This window comes from Pseudomonas sp. H3(2019), assembly GCF_007713465.1.
Classification (GTDB): Bacteria; Pseudomonadota; Gammaproteobacteria; order Pseudomonadales; family Pseudomonadaceae; genus Aquipseudomonas.
The window spans coordinates 96,202-120,955 of record NZ_VMSG01000004.1 but is presented as its reverse complement, the minus strand read 5'-3'; the positions used below and the strand labels follow the sequence as shown (position 1 = coordinate 120,955).

The window sequence follows — 24,754 nt, the reverse complement described above, 5'->3', positions numbered from 1 at the left end:
ATTTCATGATGTTTATATCGTGCCGTCCATCGAGTTATTGCGCGTGAGGGTACGGATGAAGTGGTTCAAGCATGATTCGCGATAGCGCTGCACATCAGCTCTGGCCACTCAGGGATGACGCCTTGGACTCCACTCTTCTAGACTCAATAAGTAGTCGTAGAAAGAACCGAACACGTCGCTTTGGTGCGGATGAATCAAAGACGGCGTGGCAAGCTGCCCTATATGCCCTGAAGAGGTGCGGCAAAGACCGTACCGGGCCCAACAAGATGCCCGCTCAGGGTGCCTGGCCAACGGCCTGAAAATGCCACGATACCGTGACGTGGCGTGAGTGCCGCAGCCGACACTTTCGGACAACCGACAACCGCCTGGTTTGCCCGTGACCGTGAGGAATGCTGTATGCCTGATGAGATGTTGCACCTGTCTATGGTCAACAACCTGCTGGAGCGCCACAAGGGTTCGCCCGGCGCGCTGTTGCCGATCCTTCATGATATCCAGGAGGGCATCGGTTACATCCCCGATGCCGCCGTCCCCGAGATTGCCCATGCCCTGAACCTGAGTCAGGCCGAGGTTCGCGGGGTGATCAGCTTCTACCATGACTTCCGCACCGCGCCCCCGGCGCGGCATATCCTGCGTCTGTGCCGGGCCGAGTCCTGCCAGAGCCGTGGCGCCGAGCAGCTCGCGGCGCAATTGCGTGAACGCCTGCAACTGGACGACCACGGCAGCAGTGCCGATGGCAGCATCAGTCTGCGTCCGGTGTATTGCCTCGGTGCCTGCGCCTGCTCGCCCGCGCTGGAGCTGGATGGTCAGGTGCATGCGCGGCTCAGTGCCGAGCGCCTGGATGCCCTGCTCGACGCTTGCCTGGAGGACGCATGATGCCGAGTCTTTATCTGCCCGGTGATTCGCTGGCCCGTGCCGTGGGTGCCGATGAGGTGGCCGTGGCCCTGGCCACTCAGGCCCGCGAACGCAATCTGCCGCGGGACCTGCAACGCACCAGCTCTCGCGGCCTGTACTGGCTGGAACCGCTGCTGGAAGTGGACACACCGCAAGGCCGTATCGGCTTCGGCCCGCTGACCGCGGCCGATGTACCCTCGGTGCTCGAGGCGCTGCAAGGCGAGCCGTCCGCCCATCCACTGGCTTTGGGTCTGGTGGAAGAGCTGCCTTATCTGAAGACGCAACAACGCCTGCTGTTCGCCCGCGCCGGTATTACCCGGCCGCTGTCCCTTGAGGATTACCGGGCCCACGGCGGTTTCGAGGGCTTGACCCAGGCCATCGCTTTGGGCGGCGAACAAACCGCGACCGCCGTGTTCGATTCGGGCCTGCGTGGCCGTGGCGGCGCGGCCTTCCCCGCCGGGATCAAATGGCGCACGGTGCGCGGCACCCAGGCGGCGCAGAAGTACATTGTGTGCAACGCCGACGAAGGCGACTCCGGCACCTTCGCCGACCGCATGTTGATGGAAGGCGACCCCTTCCTGCTGATCGAAGGCATGGCCATTGCCGGCATCACCGTCGGCGCCAGCTACGGTTACATCTATGTGCGCTCGGAATATCCACAAGCCGTGGCCACATTGCGCGAGGCGCTGGACATCGCCCGGGCCGCCGGTTACCTCGGCGCCAATGTCGGCGGTAGCGGCCTGGCCTTTGAAATGGAAGTGCGAGTCGGTGCCGGCGCTTACATCTGCGGTGAAGAAACCGCGTTGCTGGACTCGCTCGAAGGCAAACGCGGGATCGTCCGCGCCAAGCCACCGATCCCGGCGTTGCAGGGCCTGTTCGGCCTGCCGACCCTGGTGCACAACGTGCTGACGCTGGCCTCGGTGCCGATGATTCTGGCCAAGGGCGCGCAGTTCTATCGCGATTACGGCATGGGCCGCTCTCTGGGCACCATGCCCTTCCAACTGGCGGGCAATGTTCGTCACGGCGGTCTGGTGGAACGGGCCTTTGGCCTGACCCTGCGGGAACTGGTGGAAGACTACGGCGGCGGTACCGCCAGTGACCGACCGCTGAAGGCCGCGCAGGTGGGCGGCCCGCTCGGCGCCTGGGTGCCGCCGGGGCAATTCGACACGCCGCTGGATTACGAAGCGTTCGCCGCCATCGGCGCCATGCTCGGTCACGGTGGTGTGGTGGTGGCTGACGACAGCCTCGACATGGCCCACATGGCGCGTTTCGCCATGCAGTTCTGCGCCGAGGAATCCTGTGGCAAATGCACTCCCTGCCGCATCGGCTCGACCCGGGGCGTGGAGGTGATCGACCGCCTGCTGGCCGCGCCTGACCAGAGCAGTCGCGATGAACAGGTGATCATCCTCAAGGACCTGTGCGACACCCTGCAATACGGTTCGCTGTGCGCGCTGGGCGGCATGACTTCCTATCCGGTGGTCAGCGCCCTCAAGCACTTCCCCGCTGACTTCGGTCTGCAAGCCTCGGAGGCCGAGCAATGATCACTCTCTTCGACCCGAACACCGATATCGATCTGGGTACCCCTGCCCGCAATAGCGAAGTGCAGGTCACCCTGAACATCGACGGCCAAAGCATCAGCGTGCCCGAAGGCACTTCGGTGATGCGCGCCGCCGCGCTGCTGGGCACCACCATTCCCAAACTGTGTGCCACCGACAGCCTGGAAGCCTTCGGCTCGTGCCGCATGTGCCTGGTGGAGATCGACGGCATGCGCGGCTATCCGGCGTCCTGCACCACGCCGGTCAGCGAAGGCATGAGCGTGCACACCCAGACGCCGAAGCTTGCAACCCTGCGCCGCAACGTCATGGAGCTGTACATCTCCGATCACCCGCTGGACTGCCTGACTTGCTCGGCCAACGGCAACTGCGAGCTGCAAACCGTCGCTGGCCAGGTCGGCCTGCGGGAAGTGCGTTACGGCTATGAAGGCGAGAACCATCTGGACGACCAGAAGGACACCTCCAACCCCTACTTCGACTACGACCCGAGCAAGTGCATCGTCTGCAACCGCTGCGTGCGCGCCTGCGAAGAAACCCAGGGCACCTTTGCCCTGACCATTACCGGACGTGGTTTCGAATCCCGGGTCGCAGCCGCCGGTGGCGAGAATTTCCTCGACTCGGAATGCGTGTCCTGCGGCGCCTGTGTGCAAGCCTGCCCGACCGCGACGCTGATGGAAAAAAGCGTGGTCGAACTGGGTCAGCCCGAACACAGCGTGATCACCACCTGCGCCTATTGCGGCGTGGGCTGCTCGTTCCGCGCCGAGATGAAAGGCGACCAGGTCGTGCGCATGGTCCCCGACAAGAACGGCCAGGCCAACCACGGCCACTCGTGCGTCAAAGGGCGCTTTGCCTGGGGCTACGCGACCCACCCGGATCGCATCACCAAGCCGATGATCCGCAAGCACATCAACGACCCTTGGCAGGAAGTCAGCTGGGACGAGGCGGTGACCTACGCCGCCAGCGAATTCCGCCGATTGCAGCAACAATACGGTCGCGACTCCATTGGTGGCATCACCTCCAGCCGCTGCACCAACGAAGAAACTTACCTGGTGCAAAAACTGGTGCGCGCCGCGTTCGGCAACAACAACGTCGACACCTGTGCGCGGGTCTGCCACTCGCCGACCGGCTATGGCCTGAAACAAACCCTGGGCGAGTCCGCCGGCACCCAGAGTTTCGACTCGGTGATGCAAGCCGACGTGATTCTGGTGATGGGCGCCAACCCCAGCGACGCCCACCCGGTGTTCGCCTCCCAGCTCAAGCGCCGCCTGCGTGAAGGTGCGCGGCTGATCGTCATCGACCCACGCCGCATTGATCTGGTGGACACGGTGCATGCCCGCGCCGAACTGCACCTGGCCCTGCGCCCGGGCACCAACGTCGCCATGCTCAACGCCCTGGCGCACGTCATCGTCACCGAAGGCCTGCTCAACCAGGCCTTTATCGACGCCCGTTGCGAGGGCAACGATTTCGCCCAGTGGAAGGCGTTCGTCAGCCGCCCGGAAAACTCGCCGGAAGTCCTTGGCGACATCTGCGGCGTCGCCGCTGCCGACATCCGCGCCGCCGCCCGGCTGTATGCCACCGGTGGCAATGCGGCGATCTACTACGGCTTGGGCGTTACCGAACACAGCCAGGGCAGCACCGCGGTCATGGGCATCGCCAACCTGGCCATGGTCACAGGCAACATCGGCCGCGAAGGCGTGGGCGTGAACCCGCTGCGTGGGCAGAACAACGTTCAGGGCTCCTGCGACATGGGCTCCTTCCCGCACGAGTTGCCCGGCTACCGGCACATCTCCAACGAGGTGGTACGCGCGCAGTTCGAACAGGCCTGGAACGTTACGCTGCAACCCGATCCGGGCCTGCGTATTCCCAACATGTTCGAAGCCGCCCTGGGCGGCAGCTTCAAGGGCTTGTATTGCCAGGGCGAAGACATCGCCCAGAGCGACCCCAACACCCAGCACGTCACCGCGGCCCTGTCAGCCATGGAGTGCATCGTGGTGCAGGACATTTTCCTCAACGAAACCGCCAAGTTCGCCCACGTGTTCCTGCCGGGCAGCTCGTTCCTGGAAAAAGACGGCACCTTCACCAACGCCGAGCGACGCATCTCCCGGGTGCGCAAAGTCATGGAACCGCTGGGCGGCAAGGCCGACTGGGAAGGCACCGTGGCCCTGGCTAACGCCCTCGGTTACCCGATGCACTACCAGCATCCGTCGGAAATCATGGATGAAATCGCCAGCCTGACGCCGACCTTCACCAACGTCAGCTACGCCTCGCTGGAGCGCCACGGCAGCCTGCAATGGCCGTGCAACGCCGCAGCACCGGACGGCACGCCGACCATGCACATCGAGGAGTTCGTGCGCGGCAAGGGGCGCTTCATGCTCACCGGCTACGTGCCCACCGAGGAAAAGGTCAACAGCCGCTATCCGCTGCTGCTGACCACCGGGCGCATCCTCAGCCAGTACAACGTCGGCGCCCAGACCCGGCGTACCGAAAACGTCGCCTGGCACGACGAAGACCGCCTGGAAATCCACCCGACCGACGCCGAGAGCCGTGGCATCAACGAAGGGGACTGGGTCGGCATCGGCAGCCGCGCCGGACAGACCGTCCTGCGCGCGCGGATCACCGAACGGGTCGCCCCGGGCGTGGTGTACACCACCTTCCATTTCCCTGAATCGGGGGCCAACGTCATCACCACCGACAACTCCGACTGGGCCACCAACTGTCCGGAGTACAAGGTCACCGCCGTGGAAGTCAGCCGCGTCTACCACCCTTCCGAGTGGCAAAAACGCTACCAGGAATTCAGCGACGAACAACAACGCCTGCTCGACGAACGCCGCCAGGCACGCGCCGCCGGAGCAAAAGCCGAGGTACGCCGATGAGCACCGCCAACCTGATCAAAATGGCTAACCAGATCGCCCAGTACTTCGCCAGCGAACCGGACCAGCAACAGGCCGTGCTCGACGTGCGTAATCACCTGAAAATGTACTGGACGCCCGGCATGCGCAAGGAGTTGCTGGCCTGGCAGACAGCGCATCAGGGCGCAGACTTGCACCCACTGGTGCAATCAGCGGTCAGTGGCGCGGGCTGGGAAGCTTAGGTTCACCTGATCCATTGGGTTTGCCCCTTGGTTTGTGAAGACCGGCCAAGGGGCAACCTCATGCTCTGCTTGATAACGCCTCCCCTTCTTCCCCCTCCAAAACCAACAATCCCGTCCCCTGTTATTTGCAGCGTCTCCTTCAGCAGATCAAATAGCGCATATCAACACTGACCTGATATTTCAAATTCATCCAAGGGCGGCACGTTTCCCGGGGTGAGGGTTTGGCGCCCGACTATACTAAAAGGGGTTTAGTGCGTGCAGATGAATGCGCTGGATGGAGGCATTGGAAGTGATGAATCTTATATATATGGCCACCCTGAAAGTTGGTAATTAATAACAATCTTCCATGATGCCTTGGTGTAGCAGAGAGGACTTTATATGAACAACCTGTTGAATGAACTGCACACCTATCATCATGAGGTGGCGCTCAGAATTACCGAGATCAAAGTATTACTGGGAAAAATCAGGCATGAGTCCGCTGGTGCGGATGATCGCAAGCAGTTATTTCAGGTACTGGAAGCCTTGCACGGTGAAGCAGAACGGCACCACCATGAAAATGAAGAGCTTATCCGGCAGGCCTTGCTGGAGACTGAGGCACCGATCCACCAACGGGTCAAGGATATCGAGCGCGACCATCTGGCATTTGGGCGCATTGCTGGACAACTCAAGGCGTTGGAAGAGTCAACTCAGGAAATGAAAGTGATCGCTGATACCATCGATGACTTTATCAAGAAATACTATGATCATATGGAGTCCGAGGAGAATATCTTCTTTCCGATGGCAGATAAGTGGCTATCAGATACTCAGTGGCAGGAAGTAAAACGCCAATGGCATTAGTTGGAGTGTTCAACCACGTCCAACTAATCGCAGCCAACACGCAGTAAAAATACAGGGACAGACCACGGTTATGAATACGGGAAACCGTGGTTTGCCCTCTCATGTTCGTTTTACATGCGCATCACGCTAACGCTCGCATTTTATCGCTCAGTGAACAATTTCACTTCGAATAGCCTGTATGACGATCTTCGACAAACGCTCGGTCAGCGGATCAGGGTTAGCCTCTCTTCGATGCAGCGTCAGGGATATGGAGGGTAAAGGCGGCAAGCCTCGGTCGCCGGCAGCCAACAGTTCGGTCCCCGATTGCAAGCCCAAGGCTGTCCTGATCGTGTAGCCCAAACCGGCTTCGGTCGCTGCGGACAGACCGTTGAGACTGGAACTGGTAAACGACAGCAGCCAGGGAATTCCCTCGCGATTCAGCGCCGCAGTGGCCACTGAATGAAAAGGACACGGCGTGTCAAACGCAATGATGGGCAGCGGCGCCCCTGATTCGATACGCCAGTCGAGGTACTGGTGAGAAGAGCCGATCCACTCCATTTGCAGTTCCGCCACCCGCTCCCGGTATCCGACGTCCGGCACGTCCCCCCACACCACCGCCAAATCGAGCGAGCCATTTTCGATCCGGCTCAACAGGTCAGCATTGCGCGCAATCCGGGCTTCCACTCGAACATCGGGATGAGCCCTGGCGAACCTGCCCAGCACCGTCGGCAAGAAGCTACTGAAATCCTCCTGAAGCCCGAGGCGTACCCATCCCTTGAGCTTCAGCTCGGAGACGGCAGTGATGGTCTCGTCGTTGAGACTCAAAAGACGCCGAGAGTAATTGAGCAGCACCTCTCCCGTATCAGTCAGGGCAAGCCCGCGACCTGCCTTTTTGAAAAGCGCTGAGCCCACCTGGGCTTCCAGTTTCTTCAACTGGGCGCTGATGGCTGAAGTCGAACGCGCGAGTTTTTGCGCCGCCTTGGCAAAGCTGCCCAGTTCGACCCCGGTGACGAAACTGCGCATGGCATCTAGATCGAAATTTACCGGCCTCATGACAATCCTGTTTTTCGGGATGAATACACAAAATAATTTGATATTCGAGACGATACCCTCATGAGAGTCTTTTGGCCCACAACTATTCAACGAGTGGGATTCTTATGCCTGTAGATAACGGTCACCGCTGGAAAGTGCTGGGTATCGGTGTTGCTGCCAACGCAAGCTTTTCCAGTGTCGTGGGTGGACTACCCGCGACAGCGGTTTATATGCGAGCAACGTATCAGCTCGATAACACCGAGCTGGGGCTGGTCTTGGGGATTTTGGGACTCGGTATTGCCGTCAGCGAGATCCCGTGGGGATTATTGACTGATCGCTGGGGTGATCGCCCTGTGCTGCTGACGGGGCTGCTCACCTCCGGGATCGCACTGCTTGGGCTGGCCATACTTGCCTTGTATGCACCCACGATAGTGTTGCTGGCCATCGGGCTGTTCGTGGTGGGCCTGCTGGGAAGCAGCGTCAACGGCGCCAGTGGTCGAGCCATCATGGCCTGGTTCAAAGAGGGCGAACGAGGGCTGGCCATGAGCATTCGGCAAACGGCGGTCCCGGGAGGTTATGCCTTAGGGGCGATCATGCTGCCCTACCTCGCCCATTCCTATGGATTTGTCGAAGTATTCAGTGCCTCTGCCATTTTCTGTCTCATTGCCTGCCTGTTTGCCGGGTTCTGGTTGTATGAGCCGGACTTCTCCAGCGACGCGGCGAAAAAACAGAGTAAAGAGCCCACTACCAGTCCACTGAAAGACTCAAGAGTCTGGCGAATCGTTTTAGCCATCGGCCTGCTATGCGCCCCGCAATTTGCCATTCTCACCTATGCCGCCGTGTTCTTTCATGACGTTGGCAACATCAACATCACGCTGGTTTCCGCGACGTTGGCGGTCATACAGATCGGTGCGATCGTCAGCAGAATCTGGAGCGGGCGCTGGACCGATAAAAATAAAAACCGCCGTAACTACCTCAAAACCTGTGCATGGCTGAGTGCTCTGACCTTTTTGGTTCTGGGTTGCACGGTATCGGCCGCGAGCTTTTACGGAATGAGCGAAACACCACTGGCCAGCGCCCTGATCATCGGCGTAATGGTAATCGCCGGGATCAGCGTATCCGCCTGGCACGGCGTGGCTTACACCGAACTCGCGACACTGGCAGGCGCCAGTCGGGCAGGCACGGCCCTGGCCATGGGCAATACCTGCGTCTTTGTCGTGCTGTTCGCGACCCCTATCGCTGCGTCAGCCCTCATGACTCATTTCTCATGGGGCGTGGTGTGGCTGGCTGCTGCCTTTTGCGCCCTGTTGACCGTGCCGCTCTTTCCACGCGTGGAAAAAGCCTATGCATTGGAACTTGGCTCGGCCTGAAATCGCTCTCCCTATTCGATCAGTCTCTTCTGATGATGATTGCGTGATTGAGGCCTGATATAAGGCTGAAACGAGAAAGCCCCAAGTATTCGGGGCTTTTTTCATCTGGCTTTTATTTGTGCGGACAAGCAGTTTTTTACTGCGAGATCACACTTTGACGATCCACTCGCCCGGCGCCTCGATATCACCCGACTGGATACCCGTCAGTTCGCGATACAGCCGCTGCGTCACAGGCCCTACACTCTTCAGGCTGTGAAAGATGTGGAAGTTATCCTGATATTCAATACAACCAATAGGCGTAATTACCGCCGCCGTACCGCAGGCGCCTGCCTCTTTGTACTTACCCAGGTCATCGATAAAGATATCCCCTTCGATGACCTCCATGCCCAGACTGGACTGAGCGATATCCTTGAGGGAGGACAGAGTGATTCCGGGCAGAACGGATGAAGAGCCCGGGGTGATGAATTCATTTTCTTCGGTAATCGCGAAGAAATTCGCGGAACCAACCTCTTCAATTTTTGAGTGAGTCAGCGAATCCAGGTATATGCAGTCTGTGAACTGTCGCTGCTTGGCTTCTGCACTGGGCGCCAGGCTGGCGGCATAGTTGCCGCCGGTCTTGATAGCCCCGGTCCCATTGGGGGCAGCACGATCATAGTCGGATACCAGAAACTGATGCGGCGTTAAACCGCCCTTGAAATAGTCGCCCACGGGAACGCAATAGATAGAGAACAGAAATTCTGTCGCGGTTTTGACTCCAATGTTATGACCAACACCGATCAGAAACGGGCGTAAGTACAATGCCCCTCCTGAACCGTAAGGCGGGATGAAGTGCTCATTGGCCTGCACGACCTTCCGGCAGGCTTCAACGAACACCTCTACGGGAACTAACGGCATTAACAGTCTTGAGCAACTGCGCTGCATGCGCAGCGCGTTTTGATCGGGCCTGAAGATATTTATAGAGCCGTCTTTACAGCGATAGGCCTTGAGCCCTTCAAAGCATTGTTGACCATAATGCAGGGCGGTTGACCCTTCACTGATGTGAAGTTGGTTGTCGGTAACCAATGCCCCGTCATCCCAGTCGCCTTCCTTCCAATACGACAAGTATCGATAGTCTGTTTTAATATAATTAAAACCGAGATTATCAAAATCGATTTGTTGGCTAGCCATGTCATCCCTGCTATATACGTTATTCTATTCAACGCCAGTATTATTACCGTTCGGTACCGCTCAGAAACTAGCTGGTGCTGAGCAACAGCGGGTAGAGGGAAACGACCAGAAGGCCGGCCATGGTGACATTGAAAATTACAAGATTTCTCGGACTTTTAAGCACGTTACGAAGTGCACTACCAAAACTTGCCCAGGAAAATACGCACGGTATGTTGATGATGGCAAAAACCAATGCAATGACCACTACGTTATAGAAGTAGCCTTCAGAAGGGGTATAGGTGCTGATGGCCCCAATCGCCATAACCCACGACTTTGGATTTACCCACTGGAATGCTGCGGCGCCCAGAAAACCCAAGGGTTCGGCATTGGCTGATCCAGGTTTCGAGAGCGGTCCGGAGGTGGCAATTTTCCATGCAAGGTAGAGCAAATATGCCGCGCCTGCGTAGCGCAGTACGGTGTAAGCCATTGGAAAGGCGGTAAAAAGTTGCCCCATGCCAAACCCTACCGCCAATACCATAACCATAAATCCGCCACTGATACCCAGTGCATGTGGAATAGTGCGGACGAATCCAAAGTTCACACCGGATGCCAATAACATGGTGTTATTGGGACCGGGGGTGATCGATGAAACAAAAGCGAAGAGGGCGAACGCGCAAAGCAAATCGAAGGTTAAGTGCATATTTTAGTCCAGAGAAATTTTAGGTTTGCTTGACGTTTCGGTCAGCTCGTCCCCGTAGCCAAGGACAAAACCAAACCGGATGATGGCAGCATTTAAAATGTGCCTCGACTTCAAGCCGAGCGTTTTTCTTGGTCATTTTCAACATCTATATTTTTATTGTTTTGCCAAGTCTTTATGAAATTCTCTGTGGTGATGCTACGCCTTGTCTTTAAGGCTGGCAATAATCTCCGCGCTGAAACAGGGGGCTTGCTTCTACATTTTTTTGGGTCATGCCCGAGCCAATGTCTTGCAGGTTTTTCCTTACCGTTTAATGGACTCGGGCATTCCGTATTTAAGCGGTTTCTGCGGCTTTAGCGCGCACTCGCCTATTTTTATCAGCATGTTTGCTCACGAAAAACACCAGGGAAATCCGGTCACCTTCACGGACCGTATTCACTTCGTGCCTAAAGTTGCAGTCACTGATGATCACCGAGCTCAACGCAGGCTGGATTTTCTTCGAAACGACACCATCGCTATTGTAAACAGTGAACTCTCCACCGGAGAAGTTTTGACCCAGCTGCAAAACAACCGAATACAGATAATCCGGGTTGCTGTCTCTGTCCAGATGCAGGCCAATGAAAGAGTCTTCTCTCATTTTGTTGACTTGCATTCTGCGCAAGTAGAATGCTTCACCACCGAACAGTTCGGAAAAAAAGCCCCAGATGGCTTCGTTGCACACCACGTCCTTGAGTTGGGTCGACAGTGGCGTATTCACGTACCGTGGGATATCAACATCCGTCATGAAACGCGCGACCAGCAAGTCGTTTTTTTCATCAGCGTCACCGATCAGGATTTTTTCCCAAGGCAAATCCTGATGGTTGATGATCGCATTGATCTGCTGCCAGTCTTCATCGGTATAAAACCGATTGCCTGGTTCAATGTAAGCAACGCCATTTTTTTTGAGGTCTTGCGCAATATTTTTGTTTGTCGAGCTCACAGTGAATACTCCGTTATGTCCTGGATTTTTTGCTCTGCTTTCAAACTGCTTTTTTTGCGAAGGGTCGATTCATAAACACTGCTGTTTTCCTTGTACCATTGCCGTATCTGGAAAGGGTCGCTTTCATCCCTGCACAAATGGTCCCTGACTATCAGCAGGCTTTCCTTCATGCTCCATGTTTCTGTCATCGGGCCAAACCTCGATGGCAGAGCTTCATTGGCTGCCCGCTCCGGGGCGATACTCCAGAAATTCACGCCCGGTGCCCGGTGATGGAAGTCATGGCTGGGCAAATCCTGCATATAAGCGAACACTCGCAGGGGTATATCAATGAGCAGGGTTCCCGACAGCCATCTAATGAAGCCGACTACAAAAGAAAGCCCTTTTTTATCCTTGGGATAAGGGCGCCCAAAGAAACGTCCCCACGACAGTGACCCGTAATACAAGTACTTGGGTAAGCCTTCACTGTTTGTAGAAAACCACAGGTGTTCAGTGATGTGTTGTACCCAGGACGAAAGCTGTGTAACCAACAAAATTGAACACACGTAGAAAATCAGGAAACCTTCCATATAGCCGCTTGCATAAACAACCGCCAGCAGCACCGCCCAGTAAGCCAGTCGGCTGATTTTTTCGTGAGTTTCACAATCCACGAAATTTATTCTGAAACGAAAATTGAGATGCTCATAGATTCTCAGGGGATGAAAGGGTGCCAGCAGCAACTTTGTCCAGAACTCCTTCTCTTTCATCCCTTTGTAAAACCCGTGATGGGTCATGTAAACCATGTCAACATCCCGCTCAGTGCTGAAGGTATTGATGCCATGATGCTCACTGACGTGAAGCTTCATGTAATTTTCCCAAGGGGTGTGTAACACCGGGATGGAAAGAATCCATTTGTAGAAAAACCTGGCCTGATTTTTACTGGCCAATGTTGCCCCATGGATCGTGTAATGGCTGGTGTGAAGCAACCCTCTTGAGCGGTTGACGACCATGCAAAATATCGGGATCGACAGCAAGACTTTTATCGGCCACGAAAGGTCCGAGTCTATTAGCCATTGACCAAAAACAACGGCAGCAAAGAATACGCCATACCCCCAGCTTATTTGCAGCACTAACTGCCATACGCTAAGCAGTGTTTCCCTGGGCAACTTCGGCGATTTGGTATTTAACGACTTGCCCGTTACCCAGGTCCAGAATGCTTGTAGAGGAAGCCCTTCGTAGGTTTTCCTTACGTCTATGCCATGGCCGTACTTTGTATACCGCGTGCTATATTCTCGATTCATTGCATTACTCAACTGGTAGTCAAAGATAATCGGTTTTTACATACAATACGCTTGACGATCCAAAGTACGAGTAGAACGGCTCCATCTTGTAATGGTCGACCGCGAGTACAACGTGGTGCTTATAATGCTCGTTGAACAACTTACCCATCAGGGCATATTCAGCCGCTTGGGAGATGAAGTTATTCCAGACTATCTCTTCTTCACTGCTGGGAAACCATTTTGCGTACAGGGCTTTTCTGGATTCATACACTTCCAGAAACGCGTATTTGTCCAGACCGGTCAACCCCATGTCACCGGACTTTATACGCTGCTTTATTTGTTGGTGCTGTTCGACCCAACCTTCTTCTCCACCGCACAGCTCAAAGAATGACGCTACCTTGAATGGCGCTTCCAGCTTGCCGCCGATGGTATGAAGTTGTGTGTCGACCTTGCCCAGGAACTCTGCTCTTTGCGACGGTGAGTAGTCATTTTTGTAAAATGAAACATACTCAAATTCCCCTCCGAATAGCCCATGGCTGACCGGAAGTCCCACGTTTGCCCCGAACGTTTTGATTGCATTCGCTGCTTTGATCAGCTTGTCGCCAGCCAGTCCCGTGTTATCGCCAACACTGTGGAATGTGTATTGTGGCTTGCCGTCTGCGTCTCGGGTGTAAGAGTAGTCCGGGCAGATAGCGCTAATGAAGACCAGCTCAGTATTCTCTTTTTTGCACAGGTCCAGGGTGTTAACCAACCCTTGCATAGAGCGTTCGGTAGGCGGCATGACGCCTGATCCGGAGATGAGTGAAGCTATTTCATTGGTATATTTATTCAAGTTTCCGACTCGCTCATATTTGTTTTCGATATCTGTTTTTATGGCAAGTGAGTCCGATAGCAGCAAGGCGGCCAACGAAGGTATACGTCCTTTCACTTTGAATATATGCAGGTTGGTGACGACTCGTTTCTCTGGCTTTTTCAGCTCGAAATGAAAACCTGAGTATTTCTCTTTAAGCATCAAATAAAATAAATAGTTACTGACCGGCGATGCAGAGTTCCCTGATGAGATGCGTAAACTGGTATATCGATGCCTTAGCTCGTCCAGGCGATCCGTTACAGCTTTCGCGTCACTGTGCAGTCCGGTTGCATCGAATGGTAAACCGTAGCAGATTGATTTTAGTAAAGTTCTACTTGTTCTAGATTCAATGCTAACAAACATAGACTTTCCCTCCACGATTTTCTATCTGCGGACTATCGGCTTGTTTAGATGCTCGCTGTTTTTTTACTCATGGGCACAGCGTCCCCATACGATCAAGTATTGAGCAACGGTTTATCGAGGGTATTCTTGACTGCCGGGATCGAGGGGTTTGCAGATTCCGTTCTGATTTTTATTTTTTGAAGCCGTATGAAGTGTCAGCTGCTCGAGTGTTTGTTCCGCAGGCTTTTCTAAACGCAACAGGGAACGAGGGAGACGCCGAACTGGATACGTATGTTTTTTTGAAAAGCGAAGAGGTTTTCCTCCTGAACCATTCAATGAATGGATCGGGGAAAATAGTACTTCGATCGCTATGCACGGACCGATAGTCAGTTGGGGAGCCTGAGCTATTCTATCGCCACTACACCGTATTACTTGCGACGCAGCGGGATAATAGACTTTATTGAAATAGGTCATCCTTGTCCTTTTTACCATCCGTGGCGGTAACAAACTGTAGATCAAGATTTCAGGGTTGGGAAGAAGGCAGTCTTAAAAAAAATTCACCTTTCAAGAGTACCTGCGCTGCCCTGAGCCTGGCTTCAAGGGGTTATGACATTTGTTTTTATCTGATAAAAATCACGCAACCGCTCAATGTCGGGTGTTCCAGACCCGTTGGGGTACATACTGCATAAGTCGCGCCATCATGCAGGACAGGCTCAAAAAAAAATTGGTTCATAAAGCGTTTTCGGTGGAGATTATTACCAAGCAGTCTAGTGTGCTGTTCTCGAAATAACTTTTCTGCGGCCTTGGCTACACGTCCTCAGCCGGCTCTCGTGCCCTGAATAGGTCTCTCAGCCGTGTGTCGAGCCCTGAAACAGGTCACTCGAAAAAAGGGGACAAGTCTATTTTCGTGGCAACTGAACGCAGTCATGAAAAGTAAATTTGTCCCCCCCATTAATCCCACGCCTACCCTTCCTGCACCGGCAACACCACCCTCGCCTCCAGCCCCCCAACCGTGCGATTGCGCACCGTCAACGTCCCCCCATGCTCCAACACAATCGCCCTCGCCGCCGACAACCCCAACCCAACCCCACCCGTGCTTTTATTGCGCGACCCTTCCAGCCGAAAGAACGGTGCAAACACCTGTTCATAACTGTCTGCAGGAATCCCCGGCCCGCGATCAAGTACACGGACGATCACCTGATCATCCTCCTGCCGCAGTTCAATCGCCGGTTCACTGGCGTATTTGATCGCGTTGTCCAGCAGGTTGGTGATCACCCGTTTGAGTCCCAGCGGGCGGCCGAAGTAGACCAGTCGGGGTGGACCGCTGAAGGCGATGTCGATGGACTGGTCGCGGTAATCGTCGATCAGGGTTTGCAGCAGTTCGGCCAGGTCGAACTGGGTTGCCTGTTCCAGGCGGGCGTCATCGCGGAAGAATTCCAGGGCTGAGTTGATCATGGCCTGCATTTCGTCGACGTCGCGAAACAGCCGTTGTTGCTGTTCGGAGTCTTCGATGAATTCGCCGCGCAGGCGCATTCGGGTCAGCGGGGTGCGCAGGTCGTGGGAGATGGCGGCGAGCATCTGCGTGCGGTCTTTGATGAAGTGCTGCAACTGGGCCTGCATGGCATTGAACGCGAGGATCGCCTGACGGATTTCATGCGGGCCGACCGGGTCGATGGGCGGGGCGCGGAAGTCGACGCCGAAGCGTCGTGCGCCTTGGGCGAAGTGTTGCAGGGGTTTGGCCAGTCGGCGGGTGGCAATCAGCGCAACGATGCCGGTCGACAGCAGCACCAGCAGAATCACGATCAGGGTTCGCGGCCCTTGCGCCAGCCCCCAGCTGCGTGACGGCACGCTGAACATCAGCCACGACTCATCCGCCAGTTGTACCAGCAAGGCGTAATGTCCGTTCTTCTGTGGCCAGTCGCCGGGTTGATAGGCTTCGACCCGGCGCGTCGGTGTATTAAACAGCCGCTGAGCTTCTGGTGAGGCGGTGCGGGACGCCGCGTTGGGAGTGTCTGGCAAATCCAGACCTTCACGGCTGGCATGCCAACTCACGCTCAAGGCACTGTCGCTGGCGGCCTGGACCAGGCGTTCGCGCTGCGACGCTTGCGAGGCTTCGATCACCCGGGTGATGGATGCGGTTCTCTCCAGAAGGCCGGTCTCGGCCAGCGGTGGGTAAGCCCAGACTCCGGCCAGCTGGATAAACAGCGCGTTGAAGGCCAGCGACGTGAGCATCGCGACGAGGGTGGTCAGGGCGATCCAGCGCGCCACGGTGTCACGCGGGCGCAGACGCAAACCGGTCATGAGTCTCTTCACTGGCGGGTCACGCCAGGAGTGAACAGGTAACCGCCGTTGCGCACGGTCCGAATCATTTCCGGGCGCTTGGTGTCGTACTCCAGCTTGCGCCGCAAGCGGCTGACCTGAACGTCAATGCTGCGATCGAATGCCTCATGCGTGCGGCCCCGCGCCAGGTCCAGCAGCAACTCCCGAGTGAGAATGCGCTGCGGATGCTCGACAAACACCAACAGCAAGTCGAACTCGCCGGCCGACAACGGGATCATCACTTGATCCGGCGAGCGCAGTTCCCGACGGGTGAGGTCCAGTTGCCAGTCGGCGAACTTGATCAGCGGGCGCGGCGCTTCCCCGGCCAGCGGGCGGCTTTCGCCGGCCCGGCGCAGCACGGCGCGCACGCGGGCCAACAGCTCCCGGGCGTCGAACGGTTTGCTCAGGTAATCATCGGCGCCCATCTCCAGCCCGACCACCCGATCACTCAACTCCCCCATGGCGGTCAGCATGATCACCGGTGTCGGAAATTGCTGGCGAAGGCGTTGGCACAGCGTCAGCCCGTTCTCGCCCGGCAGCATCAGGTCGAGAATGATCAGGTCCGGCGCCTGGCGCTCAATCGCCGCCCACATCGAAGCACCATCGGTGGCGACCTCCACCGCATAGCCTTGTTGCACGAAAAATTTCTTCAGCAGCGCGAGGACCTCAAGGTCGTCGTCCACGATCAAAAGACTGCTCACCAGCGGCATCACTTAAGGTCTGAAAGAACCCACATCTAAAACCATTCGGCGCGGTCCGTCATATATTTCAATCGGGTAACAAAGCGACATCGCGGTAAAAAAGCAGACATCTTTGCGCAAGACCCGAATGTCAGCATCAAGCTCCTTTTCCCGAAGACTGTTTGCTCATGCCCTTGCTCACGCGTACACCGCTGCCAGGAAGCCCCGACCGATGATCCCTGAAAACCAGTCCCTGATGCTGCAACAACGTGTGGTGAAACACGCCAACGCCAACCTGCACTGCCGCGAAGTCAGCCTGCGACTGTCGAGCGACCAGCGCGAGCTGATCCTCACCCGCTACACCGAACACTACAGCCCCGACGGCCTGCAATGGGTCGAACGCAGCCACCGCGTGCCGGTGACCGACCTGCTGCGCTGGGTGATTGAACAGGGTGAGGCGCAGACCTTGGTGCAGGGTGGTGACGCTTCGGAAGTTGATCGTTCCCACGCTCTGCGTGGGAACGATCAAGATTGAGGCGCTATCCTGAGCGCACATTGAACGGGCTAGACGTTCACTAAAGGAGAGGTATGTTTTCAAGGAACAGAATGGTCCCCGAACTGATGGTCGGCGACATCAGGAACAGTCTGGATTTCTGGACCACACTGGTTGGATTCAGGGTCGCCTACGACCGCCCCGAAGAGGGCTTTGCCTACCTCGATTTCGACGGGGTGCAGGTCATGCTGGAGCAGTACGACCCGCTCGAAGGGCAATGGGTGACCGGTCCACTGGAGGCGCCGTTTGGGCGCGGCATCAACTTTCAGATGACGGTCGACAGTGTCGAGCCGATTCTCCAGCGGCTGGCCGCTGCCGAGTGGCCATTGTTTCGCCCGTTTGCCGAGAAGTGGTATCGATCCGGTACGGTGGAAGTCGGCCAGCATGAGCTGGTGGTGCAGGACCCGGACGGTTATCTGCTACGGTTGGTTGAGTATCTGGGGGAGCGTCCGCTCTCGAATGTCGCAGCCACATAATCGCTTCATTCATGAATGCACGGGCAACGAACCCGGCCGATGACGGTCCGCCATTACCCAGCCTCCACAACACGCCAAAGGCCGCCAACCGCCCATGTTCGAGCACATAGACCTCAATCACCTCCTCGCGACCTACGGCTATTGGGCGGTTTTTATTGGCTGTGTCATGGAAGGCGAAACCATCCTGATATTGGGCGGCATGGCGGCGCATCAGCATTTGCTGAAGCTTTGGCCGGTGATCGCCTGGGCCAGCGCCGGCGGAATGCTGGGGGATCAACTGCTGTTCTGGAGCGGTCGGTATTTCGGTTCGCGACTCTTGCCTCGTCTCAAGCGCCAGCAAGCGCAGATCAAGCGCGTCAGCGGATTGATCGCACGCTACCCGTCGATGTCGGTTTTTTCGGTGCGTTTTCTGTACGGCATGCGGTTGGTGGGCCCTATGGTGATCGGTGCCAGTGGCCTGTCGCCGTTGCGTTTTTCACTGTGGAACATGCTCGGTGCAATGGTCTGGGCCACACTGTTTGTCAGCGGCGGTTATTGGGCGGGCGAAGCACTTCAGCAATTGTTCGGTGACCTCAGGCCTTACCGGCTGCCGATTGCTCTGGGTGTTGTGCTGGTCGTTGTGGTTGTGGCGGTGATCGTGCACCTGAGGAACAAGCGTAAGTTGCAGCAGTAAATCGGGCACGTTTTACACCTGGCGACGGACAAAAAACCGTAGGAGCAAGGCTTGCTCCTACGGGAATGGGGTAAGCGAGATCGATCAGCTCTCAGCCCCTCTCAGTACCCGCCCTACCCCCCGCACAATCATTTCCACCTCCCGCTCATCGATGGTCAGCGGTGGCAGCAAGCGGATGGTCTTGCCCCGTGTCACGTTGATCAGCAGCCCGTGATCCCGCGCAGCGATCAGGGTCAGGTCGCGAATGGGCTGGGCCAGTTCGATGCCGATCATCAAACCCTGACCACGGATCTCTAGTACCTGCGGGTTGCCATCGAGTTCGGCGTGCAAACGTGCGAGCAAGCGTTCGCCCTGACGCTTGGCGTTTTCCAGCAAGCCTTGCTCTTCGATGATCTCCAGCACTGTGCAACCCACCCGACATGCCAGCGGGTTTCCACCAAAGGTGCTGCCGTGGCTGCCGGGGGTGAAGAGTTCGGCGGCTTTGCCGCGAGCCAGACAAGCGCCGATGGGGACACCGTTGCCCAGGCCTTTGGCCAGGGTCATGACGTCCGGAACGATACCTTCGTGCTGAAAGGCGAACCATTGCCCGGTGCGGCCGATACCCGTCTGGATCTCGTCGAGCATCAGCAGCCAGTTGCGCCGATTGCACAATTCGCGCAGGGCTTTCAGGTAGCCGGGAGGTGCGAGTTGCACGCCACTTTCGCCTTGAATCGGTTCCATCAGAACCGCCACGATGCGCTGGCCATGAGTCTGGTGGGCCTTATCCAGCGCGGCGAGATCGCCGAACGGCACTTTGATGAAATCCCCCGGCAACCCCTGAAACCCCAAACGCACCGCTGGTCCATCGCTGGCAGACAAGGTGCCCAGCGTGCGGCCATGAAAGGCGTTCTCCATGACCACCACCAACGGCTGTTCGACACCTTTGTGCCAGCCGTACAGCCGGGCCAGTTTCAGCGCGGTTTCATTGGCCTCGGCACCGGAGTTGTTGAAGAACACCCGGTCGAGCCCCGACAACTTCGTCAGCTTGTGCGCCAACCGTTGCTGCCAGTCGATGCTGTACAGGTTGGAGGTGTGCAGCAACAGGCCGGCCTGTTCACTGATGGCGCTGACCACCCGCGGGTGCGAGTGGCCGACGTTGGTCACAGCCACGCCCGCCACCGCATCCAGGTACTCACGACCAGCCTGATCCCACAGGCGTGTGCCCAGTCCTTTGGTAAAGCTCAAGGCCAGGGGTTGATAAGTGGTCATCAGGCAGGCGGCGGTCATGACATCAAGCTCCATCATCAGTCGGTGTTTTTGCAGTATCGTTAACCACTTGAGCTGGATAAACGCCGTAACACTTCAATCATTTTAAAGCTGGGCTTGATAATGGACTTACTGCTGGCGATGTCGGTTTACGTGAAAGTGGTCGAGGCTGGCAGCATGACCGCCGCCGCCCTGGAGTGCGAAATGTCGACCACCATGGTCGGCAACCACCTGCGAGCACTGGAGCAACGTCTGGGTGTCAGCTTGCTTCACCGTACGACGCGGCGGCAGCGCTTGACCGAATTTGGCTCGACCTACTATCAACGCTGTCTTGAGGTGCTGGGGCTGGTGGCCGACTCCGAGCGGCTGGCCGAACAAACCCAGGGCGAGCCCAGCGGTACGCTGCGCATTACTGCCCCACTGACCTTTGGCACGGAACGCCTGGCGCCGGCCTTGAGCGAATTCGTGCAGCGCTGCCCGCAGGTCAAGCTGGACGTGGTGTTGACCAATCAACGCCTTGATCTGCTGGACAACGGTTTTGATGTTGCGATTCGCTTGGGTAACAGCGAACCGTCCAACCTGATCGCCCGGCCACTGGAGGACTACACGCTGACCATGTGTGCATCGCCGGCGTATCTGGCACGCCGTGGCACACCGCAAAAACCGGAGGAGCTGGCCGATCACGATTGCCTGGCCTTTGCCTACCCGGCGGGCGATGAATGGCGCTCGGTGGAAAAACAGTGGCGTCTGAGTGGCCCTGACGGGGAGATCGTCGTGGCGGTGAGCGGCCCGATGCTGATCAACAGCTCATCGGGCCTGCACCAGGCGGCGCGCACCGGAATGGGTGTGGTGATGCTGCCGGATGCTCTGGTGGATCAAGACCTTCGGGAAGGGAAACTGGTGGCCCTGATGCAGGACTATCAACTGCCCCGTCGCCCGATGAATCTGATCTACGCGCAGGATCGATACCGTTTGCCGAAACTGCGCAGTTTTGTCGAGTTCGCGTTGCAGATGTGGGGTAAACAGAACTGATCGCGCACGCCATTATTACTGCGCAAGAGGCTTCTATCCCTTGATTCCCGGCGCTACAGTCTCAACGTGCCATGAGTTATTATCCACGATTGGCCGCCCACTTGAAGATCAGGGCAGCAGGGAGAGCGGTGATGGTTGAGTTGTCCAGTATCGAGCCGTTGAAGGTCAGCCTGACTGATCTGAATGAAGACATGCTGCACGCGATTCTGGAGCTGGTCAGCGACGGGATCTGGGACTGGAATGCCAACACCGGGTTTGTCTACCGCAATCGCGGTTGGTACGACATGCTCGGCTACGCACCTCATGCACTTGAGAACAACGTGCTGGCCTGGGAGAACGCGATTCATCCCGACGATTACCAGCAGGTGATGCTGCAATTCGATGCTCACCTGCATCAGCGCTCGCCCCGCTATCAAACCGAGTACCGTTGCCGCAGGCGGGATGGCCGCTACATCTGGATCGAAGATCGCGGTCATGTGATCGCACGTAACAGCGATGGCTCAGTGGCGCGGATGATCGGGGCGAGCCGCTGCATTGAAGACAAGAAGCGTCTGCTCGAGCAACTCGAACGGCGCAATCATTCCCTGGAAGCGATGGTCGAGGAACGGACCCGCGAGCTGTCTCTGCTCAATCAGCAGTTACAGGCTCAGCTGGACGAAAACCGCAAACTGGCAGAAAGCGACACCCTGACCGGGATCGCCAACCGCTACCTCCTGGAAAAAGCCCTGCCACTGGAATGCGAGCGCTCCCAGCGTTTTCGTCAGCCGCTGTCGCTGATCGCCATGGACATCGATGACTTCAAAAACATCAACGACCATTACGGCCATGCCTTGGGCGACGCGGCGTTAGTGCACGTGGTCGAAAGCGTCAAACGCTGCGTGCGCGAAGGTGACTTGCTGGCCCGTTGGGGCGGCGATGAGTTCATCGTGATCCTGCCCAACAGCACCGCTGCCACCGCACGCGCCCTCGCCGAAAACATCCGCCAGGAGCTGTCGAGCCTGCCACCGGTCGGCGACTTCCAGGTCACGATGAGCTTTGGCGTAGCACAGCGCTTTGAAGACGAGCAACAAACCGGCCTGCTGGCTCGGGCGGATCAGGCGTTGTATCGCTCGAAGATCATCGGCAAGAACATGATTTCCGGTTGATCCAGCACTACATACCCGCCTTCACCAACACTGGTTTCTCCTGATACCGCTCCGGGTACAGCTGTTTGAGTTGCGCCACTTTCGGCAGGTCGTTGATCACGATGTAGGGATACGTCGGATGCTCCGTCAGGAAGTTCTGATGGTAGGCCTCTGCCGGGTAGAAGCCGTTGTAGGTTTCAAGCTTGGTAACGATCGGTTTGTTGAAGGAGTGCGCTGCATCGAGTTGTGCGATGTAGGCCTGGGCGACTTTTTGTTGCTCGGCACTTTCGACAAAGATCGCCGAGCGATATTGGGTTCCGGTGTCCGGGCCTTGTCGATTGAGCTCGGTGGGGTTGTGAGCGACCGAGAAGTAGATTTGCAGCAAGGTGCCGTAGCTCACCTGAGCAGGATCGAAAGTGACCTGAACGGATTCCGCATGGCCGGTATCACCCTCGCTGACACGTTCGTATTGCGCGGTGTTCGCTGCGCCTCCAGCGTAACCAGAGAGCGCATCCTTGACGCCTTTGACATGTTGAAACACGCCTTGAACGCCCCAGAAGCAGCCACCGGCGAACACCGCCGTTTCGCTGTTGGCCTTAGGCGTTTCATCAAGGGCTGGCGGCGCGATGGCGACTGCGTCCTCGGCAGCGCCGAATGAAAAGGCCAGACATTGACCTGCAACTGCAACGACGGCCAACCCGAGCAGGGTCCGGCGCCAGGTAAATCGGGTTTTCATGATGACGACTCCTGCATAAGTAGATTCACGGTATCCGGAGAAGATCGCAGCCTGCGGCAGCTCCTACGGGACCGCATGCTCATCAACCAAAGGTAAACGCATACGCCGACACGCCAGGATCAAGGAACTCGATGCTGAAGGTCCGATCTGCCACGTCGCCGGGTTGGCGCACCAATTGGTAGAGGCGTTGTTCGGTCACACTGCCGCTGCCATCCGGTGCGACGTCGGTGCCGTGGGCGTCGCCCGGGGCCTTGCCGTCGATCATGACTTTGAAGCGCACCGGTTTGCCGTCGGCGCCGGGGCCCAGTACCAGATGCAGGTCGCGGGCATGGAAGCGGTAGACGATGCGGCTGGCACCAGCCGCCGATGTGGCGCGTTCCGAACCGACGTTCCAGTGGCCGTCCAGCGTCCAGTCATTCAGTGCCAGCGTCGCGGGTGCGCTGTAGGCGACAATCTTGTCGGGCGCGAGGCTCGCCTCAGGTACGAAATGCTCCGAACGCTGGTAGCCGACGTAGGTTTCCGGCGAGCGCACTTCATTCATGTCCGGTGCCTGTTGCACGCCTTGGGCACTGGCGTCGATCAGGCCATCGGTGACTTTCGCCGCGCCGGCTTCGCGCAACAGCTGCTGGATCACCCGTTCTGATTCGGCGTAGTTACCCTCACCAAAATGGTGGTAACGAATGCGTCCCTGAGCGTCGGCAAAATAGTGCGCCGGCCAGTATTCGTTGTTGAAAGCACGCCAGATCCTGTAGTCGTTATCAATGGCCACCGGGTAGGTAATGCCCAGGTCCTTCATGGCCTTGGTCACGTTGCCCACATCCCGTTCGAAGGCGAACTCCGGCGCATGCACACCGATCACTACCAGGCCCTGATCGCGATACTTCTCGGCCCAGGCTTTGACGTATGGCAAGGTGCGCAGGCAGTTGATGCAGGAGTAGGTCCAGAAATCCACCAACACTACTTTACCCTTCAACGCTTGAGCGCTGAGCGGCGCTGAATTCAGCCATTGCACGGCGCCCTCCAGCGGCGGCAGGTTGCCTTCGACGGGCAGCGTCGCGGGAGCGTTGGCGGCCACTTTCATCGCACCGCCGGCAACCATCATGGCTGAGCCTGATTGATCGTCGGCGGACGCCGGAATCTGCGCCATCATTGCCCCGGACTTACCCGCCAGTCGACCGACCAGCGCCTGTTCAAGCCCACCGGTGGACGCGGTCGACACCCGCGCCAGAAGCCCGGTGTCCAGGCCCAGGGCGATGGTGACCACACCCGCCAGCATCGCCGCACCAAGACCACGGCGCAGCCATTCACCGGCGCCGATCGAACGTTTCATCGCCGCGAAAACTTTACCGCCCAGCAACAAGGCGACCGCGAGGGAAGAGGCGGCGCCCAGCGCGTAGGCCAGTAACAGCAAGGTGGTACCGATACTTGCCCCTTGCAGCGCCGCGCCGGTCAGCACCAGCCCGAGGATCGGCCCGGCGCACGGCGCCCAAAGCAGGCCCGTGGCGACGCCGATCAGCAACGAAGCACCGGGACGCGGCCGGGCATTGGCACCCGCCGCTTCCGACAGTCGACTGCCGGCGGCCACCAGTGGACGCGTCAGCCGTTCGGCGAGTTGTGGCAGCAGCAGCGTCAGCCCGAACAGTGCTACGAACAGCAACGCGAGCCAGCGACCGTATTGATTGAGTTGCACCACCCAACCACCGCCCACCGCCGCCAACGAGGCGACGAGCGCGAAGGTCAGCGCCATCCCCGCCAACAGCGGCAAGCCATTCTTGATAAACGGCTGTCCGGTGCGAGCGAAGACAAAGGGCAGTACCGGCAGAATGCACGGGCTGAGAATCGTCAGCACACCACCGAGATAAGCGAGGACCAGAAGCCACATAACAAGGACCT

General features: G+C 57.5%; 22 protein-coding genes. 11 read left to right on the top strand and 11 right to left on the bottom strand.

What is annotated here, in order from left to right; translation table 11 throughout:
- The first annotated feature begins 396 nt into the window (after window positions 1-396).
- The 5 genes from FPT12_RS06075 to FPT12_RS06055 all read left to right on the top strand — a co-directional run bounded on the left by FPT12_RS06075 (window position 397) and on the right by FPT12_RS06055 (window position 6,372).
- On the top strand, window positions 397-873 hold the full coding sequence (locus FPT12_RS06075) for a formate dehydrogenase subunit gamma (RefSeq protein ID WP_054595777.1): 477 nt from the start codon (window positions 397-399) through the stop codon (window positions 871-873).
- Window positions 870-2,432 (top strand): NADH-quinone oxidoreductase subunit NuoF, encoded by a 1,563-nt coding sequence (locus FPT12_RS06070; RefSeq protein WP_145015088.1) that lies wholly within the window; start codon window positions 870-872, stop codon window positions 2,430-2,432. The genes FPT12_RS06075 and FPT12_RS06070 overlap by 4 nt, the downstream gene beginning before the upstream one ends.
- Entirely contained in the window at window positions 2,429-5,317 is a 2,889-nt protein-coding gene (gene fdhF, locus FPT12_RS06065) for a formate dehydrogenase subunit alpha (protein WP_145015087.1), read from the top strand. The genes FPT12_RS06070 and fdhF overlap by 4 nt, the downstream gene beginning before the upstream one ends.
- Window positions 5,314-5,535: a formate dehydrogenase subunit delta gene (locus FPT12_RS06060; protein WP_145015086.1), complete on the top strand. Its 222-nt coding sequence runs from the start codon at window positions 5,314-5,316 to the stop codon at window positions 5,533-5,535. The genes fdhF and FPT12_RS06060 overlap by 4 nt, the downstream gene beginning before the upstream one ends.
- A gap of 378 nt (window positions 5,536-5,913) precedes the next feature.
- The gene (locus FPT12_RS06055) at window positions 5,914-6,372 is read left to right on the top strand and encodes a hemerythrin domain-containing protein (protein ID WP_145015085.1); all 459 of its coding nucleotides are present in this window, start codon (window positions 5,914-5,916) and stop codon (window positions 6,370-6,372) included.
- A 147-nt stretch (window positions 6,373-6,519) separates the two neighbouring features.
- Here the strand turns inward: FPT12_RS06055 and FPT12_RS06050 are convergent, their stop codons facing one another.
- A complete protein-coding gene (locus FPT12_RS06050; RefSeq protein ID WP_145015084.1) occupies window positions 6,520-7,404 on the bottom strand; it encodes a LysR substrate-binding domain-containing protein in 885 nt (294 codons plus the stop codon).
- A 134-nt stretch (window positions 7,405-7,538) separates the two neighbouring features.
- Between FPT12_RS06050 and FPT12_RS06045 the strand changes: the two genes are divergently transcribed.
- Window positions 7,539-8,753, top strand: coding sequence for an MFS transporter (locus tag FPT12_RS06045; RefSeq protein ID WP_256676623.1), 1,215 nt, complete (start codon window positions 7,539-7,541; stop codon window positions 8,751-8,753).
- 147 nt (window positions 8,754-8,900) lie between these two features.
- On the opposite strand, the gene FPT12_RS06040 is transcribed toward FPT12_RS06045, so the two are convergent.
- The 7 genes from FPT12_RS06040 to FPT12_RS06010 form a co-directional block, all read right to left on the bottom strand.
- Window positions 8,901-9,920: a branched-chain amino acid aminotransferase gene (locus FPT12_RS06040; RefSeq protein ID WP_145015082.1), complete on the bottom strand. Its 1,020-nt coding sequence runs from the start codon at window positions 9,918-9,920 to the stop codon at window positions 8,901-8,903.
- Between the two features lie 67 nt (window positions 9,921-9,987).
- Entirely contained in the window at window positions 9,988-10,599 is a 612-nt protein-coding gene (locus FPT12_RS06035) for a LysE family translocator (RefSeq protein ID WP_145015081.1), read from the bottom strand.
- Between the two features lie 331 nt (window positions 10,600-10,930).
- Window positions 10,931-11,575, bottom strand: a complete 645-nt coding sequence (locus FPT12_RS06030) for a 2OG-Fe(II) oxygenase (RefSeq protein WP_145015080.1) — start codon at window positions 11,573-11,575, stop codon at window positions 10,931-10,933.
- A complete protein-coding gene (locus tag FPT12_RS06025) occupies window positions 11,572-12,852 on the bottom strand; it encodes a hypothetical protein (RefSeq protein WP_145015079.1) in 1,281 nt (426 codons plus the stop codon). Before FPT12_RS06025 ends, FPT12_RS06030 begins: the two co-directional genes overlap by 4 nt.
- A 19-nt stretch (window positions 12,853-12,871) precedes the next feature.
- On the bottom strand, window positions 12,872-14,044 hold the full coding sequence (locus FPT12_RS06020) for a hypothetical protein (protein ID WP_145015078.1): 1,173 nt from the start codon (window positions 14,042-14,044) through the stop codon (window positions 12,872-12,874).
- Between the two features lie 942 nt (window positions 14,045-14,986).
- Window positions 14,987-16,324 (bottom strand): ATP-binding protein, encoded by a 1,338-nt coding sequence (locus tag FPT12_RS06015; RefSeq protein ID WP_145015077.1) that lies wholly within the window; start codon window positions 16,322-16,324, stop codon window positions 14,987-14,989.
- An 8-nt stretch (window positions 16,325-16,332) separates the two neighbouring features.
- Complete coding sequence (locus FPT12_RS06010; protein WP_145015076.1) at window positions 16,333-17,043, bottom strand: response regulator; 711 nt, start codon at window positions 17,041-17,043, stop codon at window positions 16,333-16,335.
- A gap of 211 nt (window positions 17,044-17,254) precedes the next feature.
- Between FPT12_RS06010 and FPT12_RS06005 the strand changes: the two genes are divergently transcribed.
- The 3 genes from FPT12_RS06005 to FPT12_RS05995 all read left to right on the top strand — a co-directional run bounded on the left by FPT12_RS06005 (window position 17,255) and on the right by FPT12_RS05995 (window position 18,724).
- Complete coding sequence (locus FPT12_RS06005; protein ID WP_145015075.1) at window positions 17,255-17,557, top strand: hypothetical protein; 303 nt, start codon at window positions 17,255-17,257, stop codon at window positions 17,555-17,557.
- A 53-nt stretch (window positions 17,558-17,610) separates the two neighbouring features.
- The gene (locus tag FPT12_RS06000) at window positions 17,611-18,051 is read left to right on the top strand and encodes a VOC family protein (RefSeq protein WP_145015074.1); all 441 of its coding nucleotides are present in this window, start codon (window positions 17,611-17,613) and stop codon (window positions 18,049-18,051) included.
- A gap of 94 nt (window positions 18,052-18,145) precedes the next feature.
- Complete coding sequence (locus FPT12_RS05995; protein ID WP_054595769.1) at window positions 18,146-18,724, top strand: DedA family protein; 579 nt, start codon at window positions 18,146-18,148, stop codon at window positions 18,722-18,724.
- 84 nt (window positions 18,725-18,808) lie between these two features.
- Here FPT12_RS05995 and FPT12_RS05990 read toward each other — a convergent pair whose 3' ends face one another.
- On the bottom strand, window positions 18,809-19,990 hold the full coding sequence (locus FPT12_RS05990; protein ID WP_145015073.1) for an acetylornithine transaminase: 1,182 nt from the start codon (window positions 19,988-19,990) through the stop codon (window positions 18,809-18,811).
- 102 nt (window positions 19,991-20,092) lie between these two features.
- On the opposite strand from FPT12_RS05990, the gene FPT12_RS05985 reads away from it, so the two are divergent.
- Both FPT12_RS05985 and FPT12_RS05980 read left to right on the top strand, forming a co-directional pair.
- On the top strand, window positions 20,093-21,001 hold the full coding sequence (locus FPT12_RS05985; protein ID WP_145015072.1) for a LysR family transcriptional regulator: 909 nt from the start codon (window positions 20,093-20,095) through the stop codon (window positions 20,999-21,001).
- 131 nt (window positions 21,002-21,132) lie between these two features.
- A complete protein-coding gene (locus FPT12_RS05980; RefSeq protein WP_145015071.1) occupies window positions 21,133-22,146 on the top strand; it encodes a diguanylate cyclase in 1,014 nt (337 codons plus the stop codon).
- A 7-nt stretch (window positions 22,147-22,153) separates the two neighbouring features.
- Here the strand turns inward: FPT12_RS05980 and msrA are convergent, their stop codons facing one another.
- Together msrA and FPT12_RS05970 are read right to left on the bottom strand one after the other, a co-directional pair.
- Entirely contained in the window at window positions 22,154-22,861 is a 708-nt protein-coding gene (gene msrA / locus FPT12_RS05975) for a peptide-methionine (S)-S-oxide reductase MsrA (protein WP_145015070.1), read from the bottom strand.
- Window positions 22,862-22,943: 82 nt separating this feature from the next.
- A complete protein-coding gene (locus FPT12_RS05970; RefSeq protein ID WP_145015069.1) occupies window positions 22,944-24,743 on the bottom strand; it encodes a cytochrome c biogenesis protein DipZ in 1,800 nt (599 codons plus the stop codon).
- Window positions 24,744-24,754: the final 11 nt, after the last annotated feature.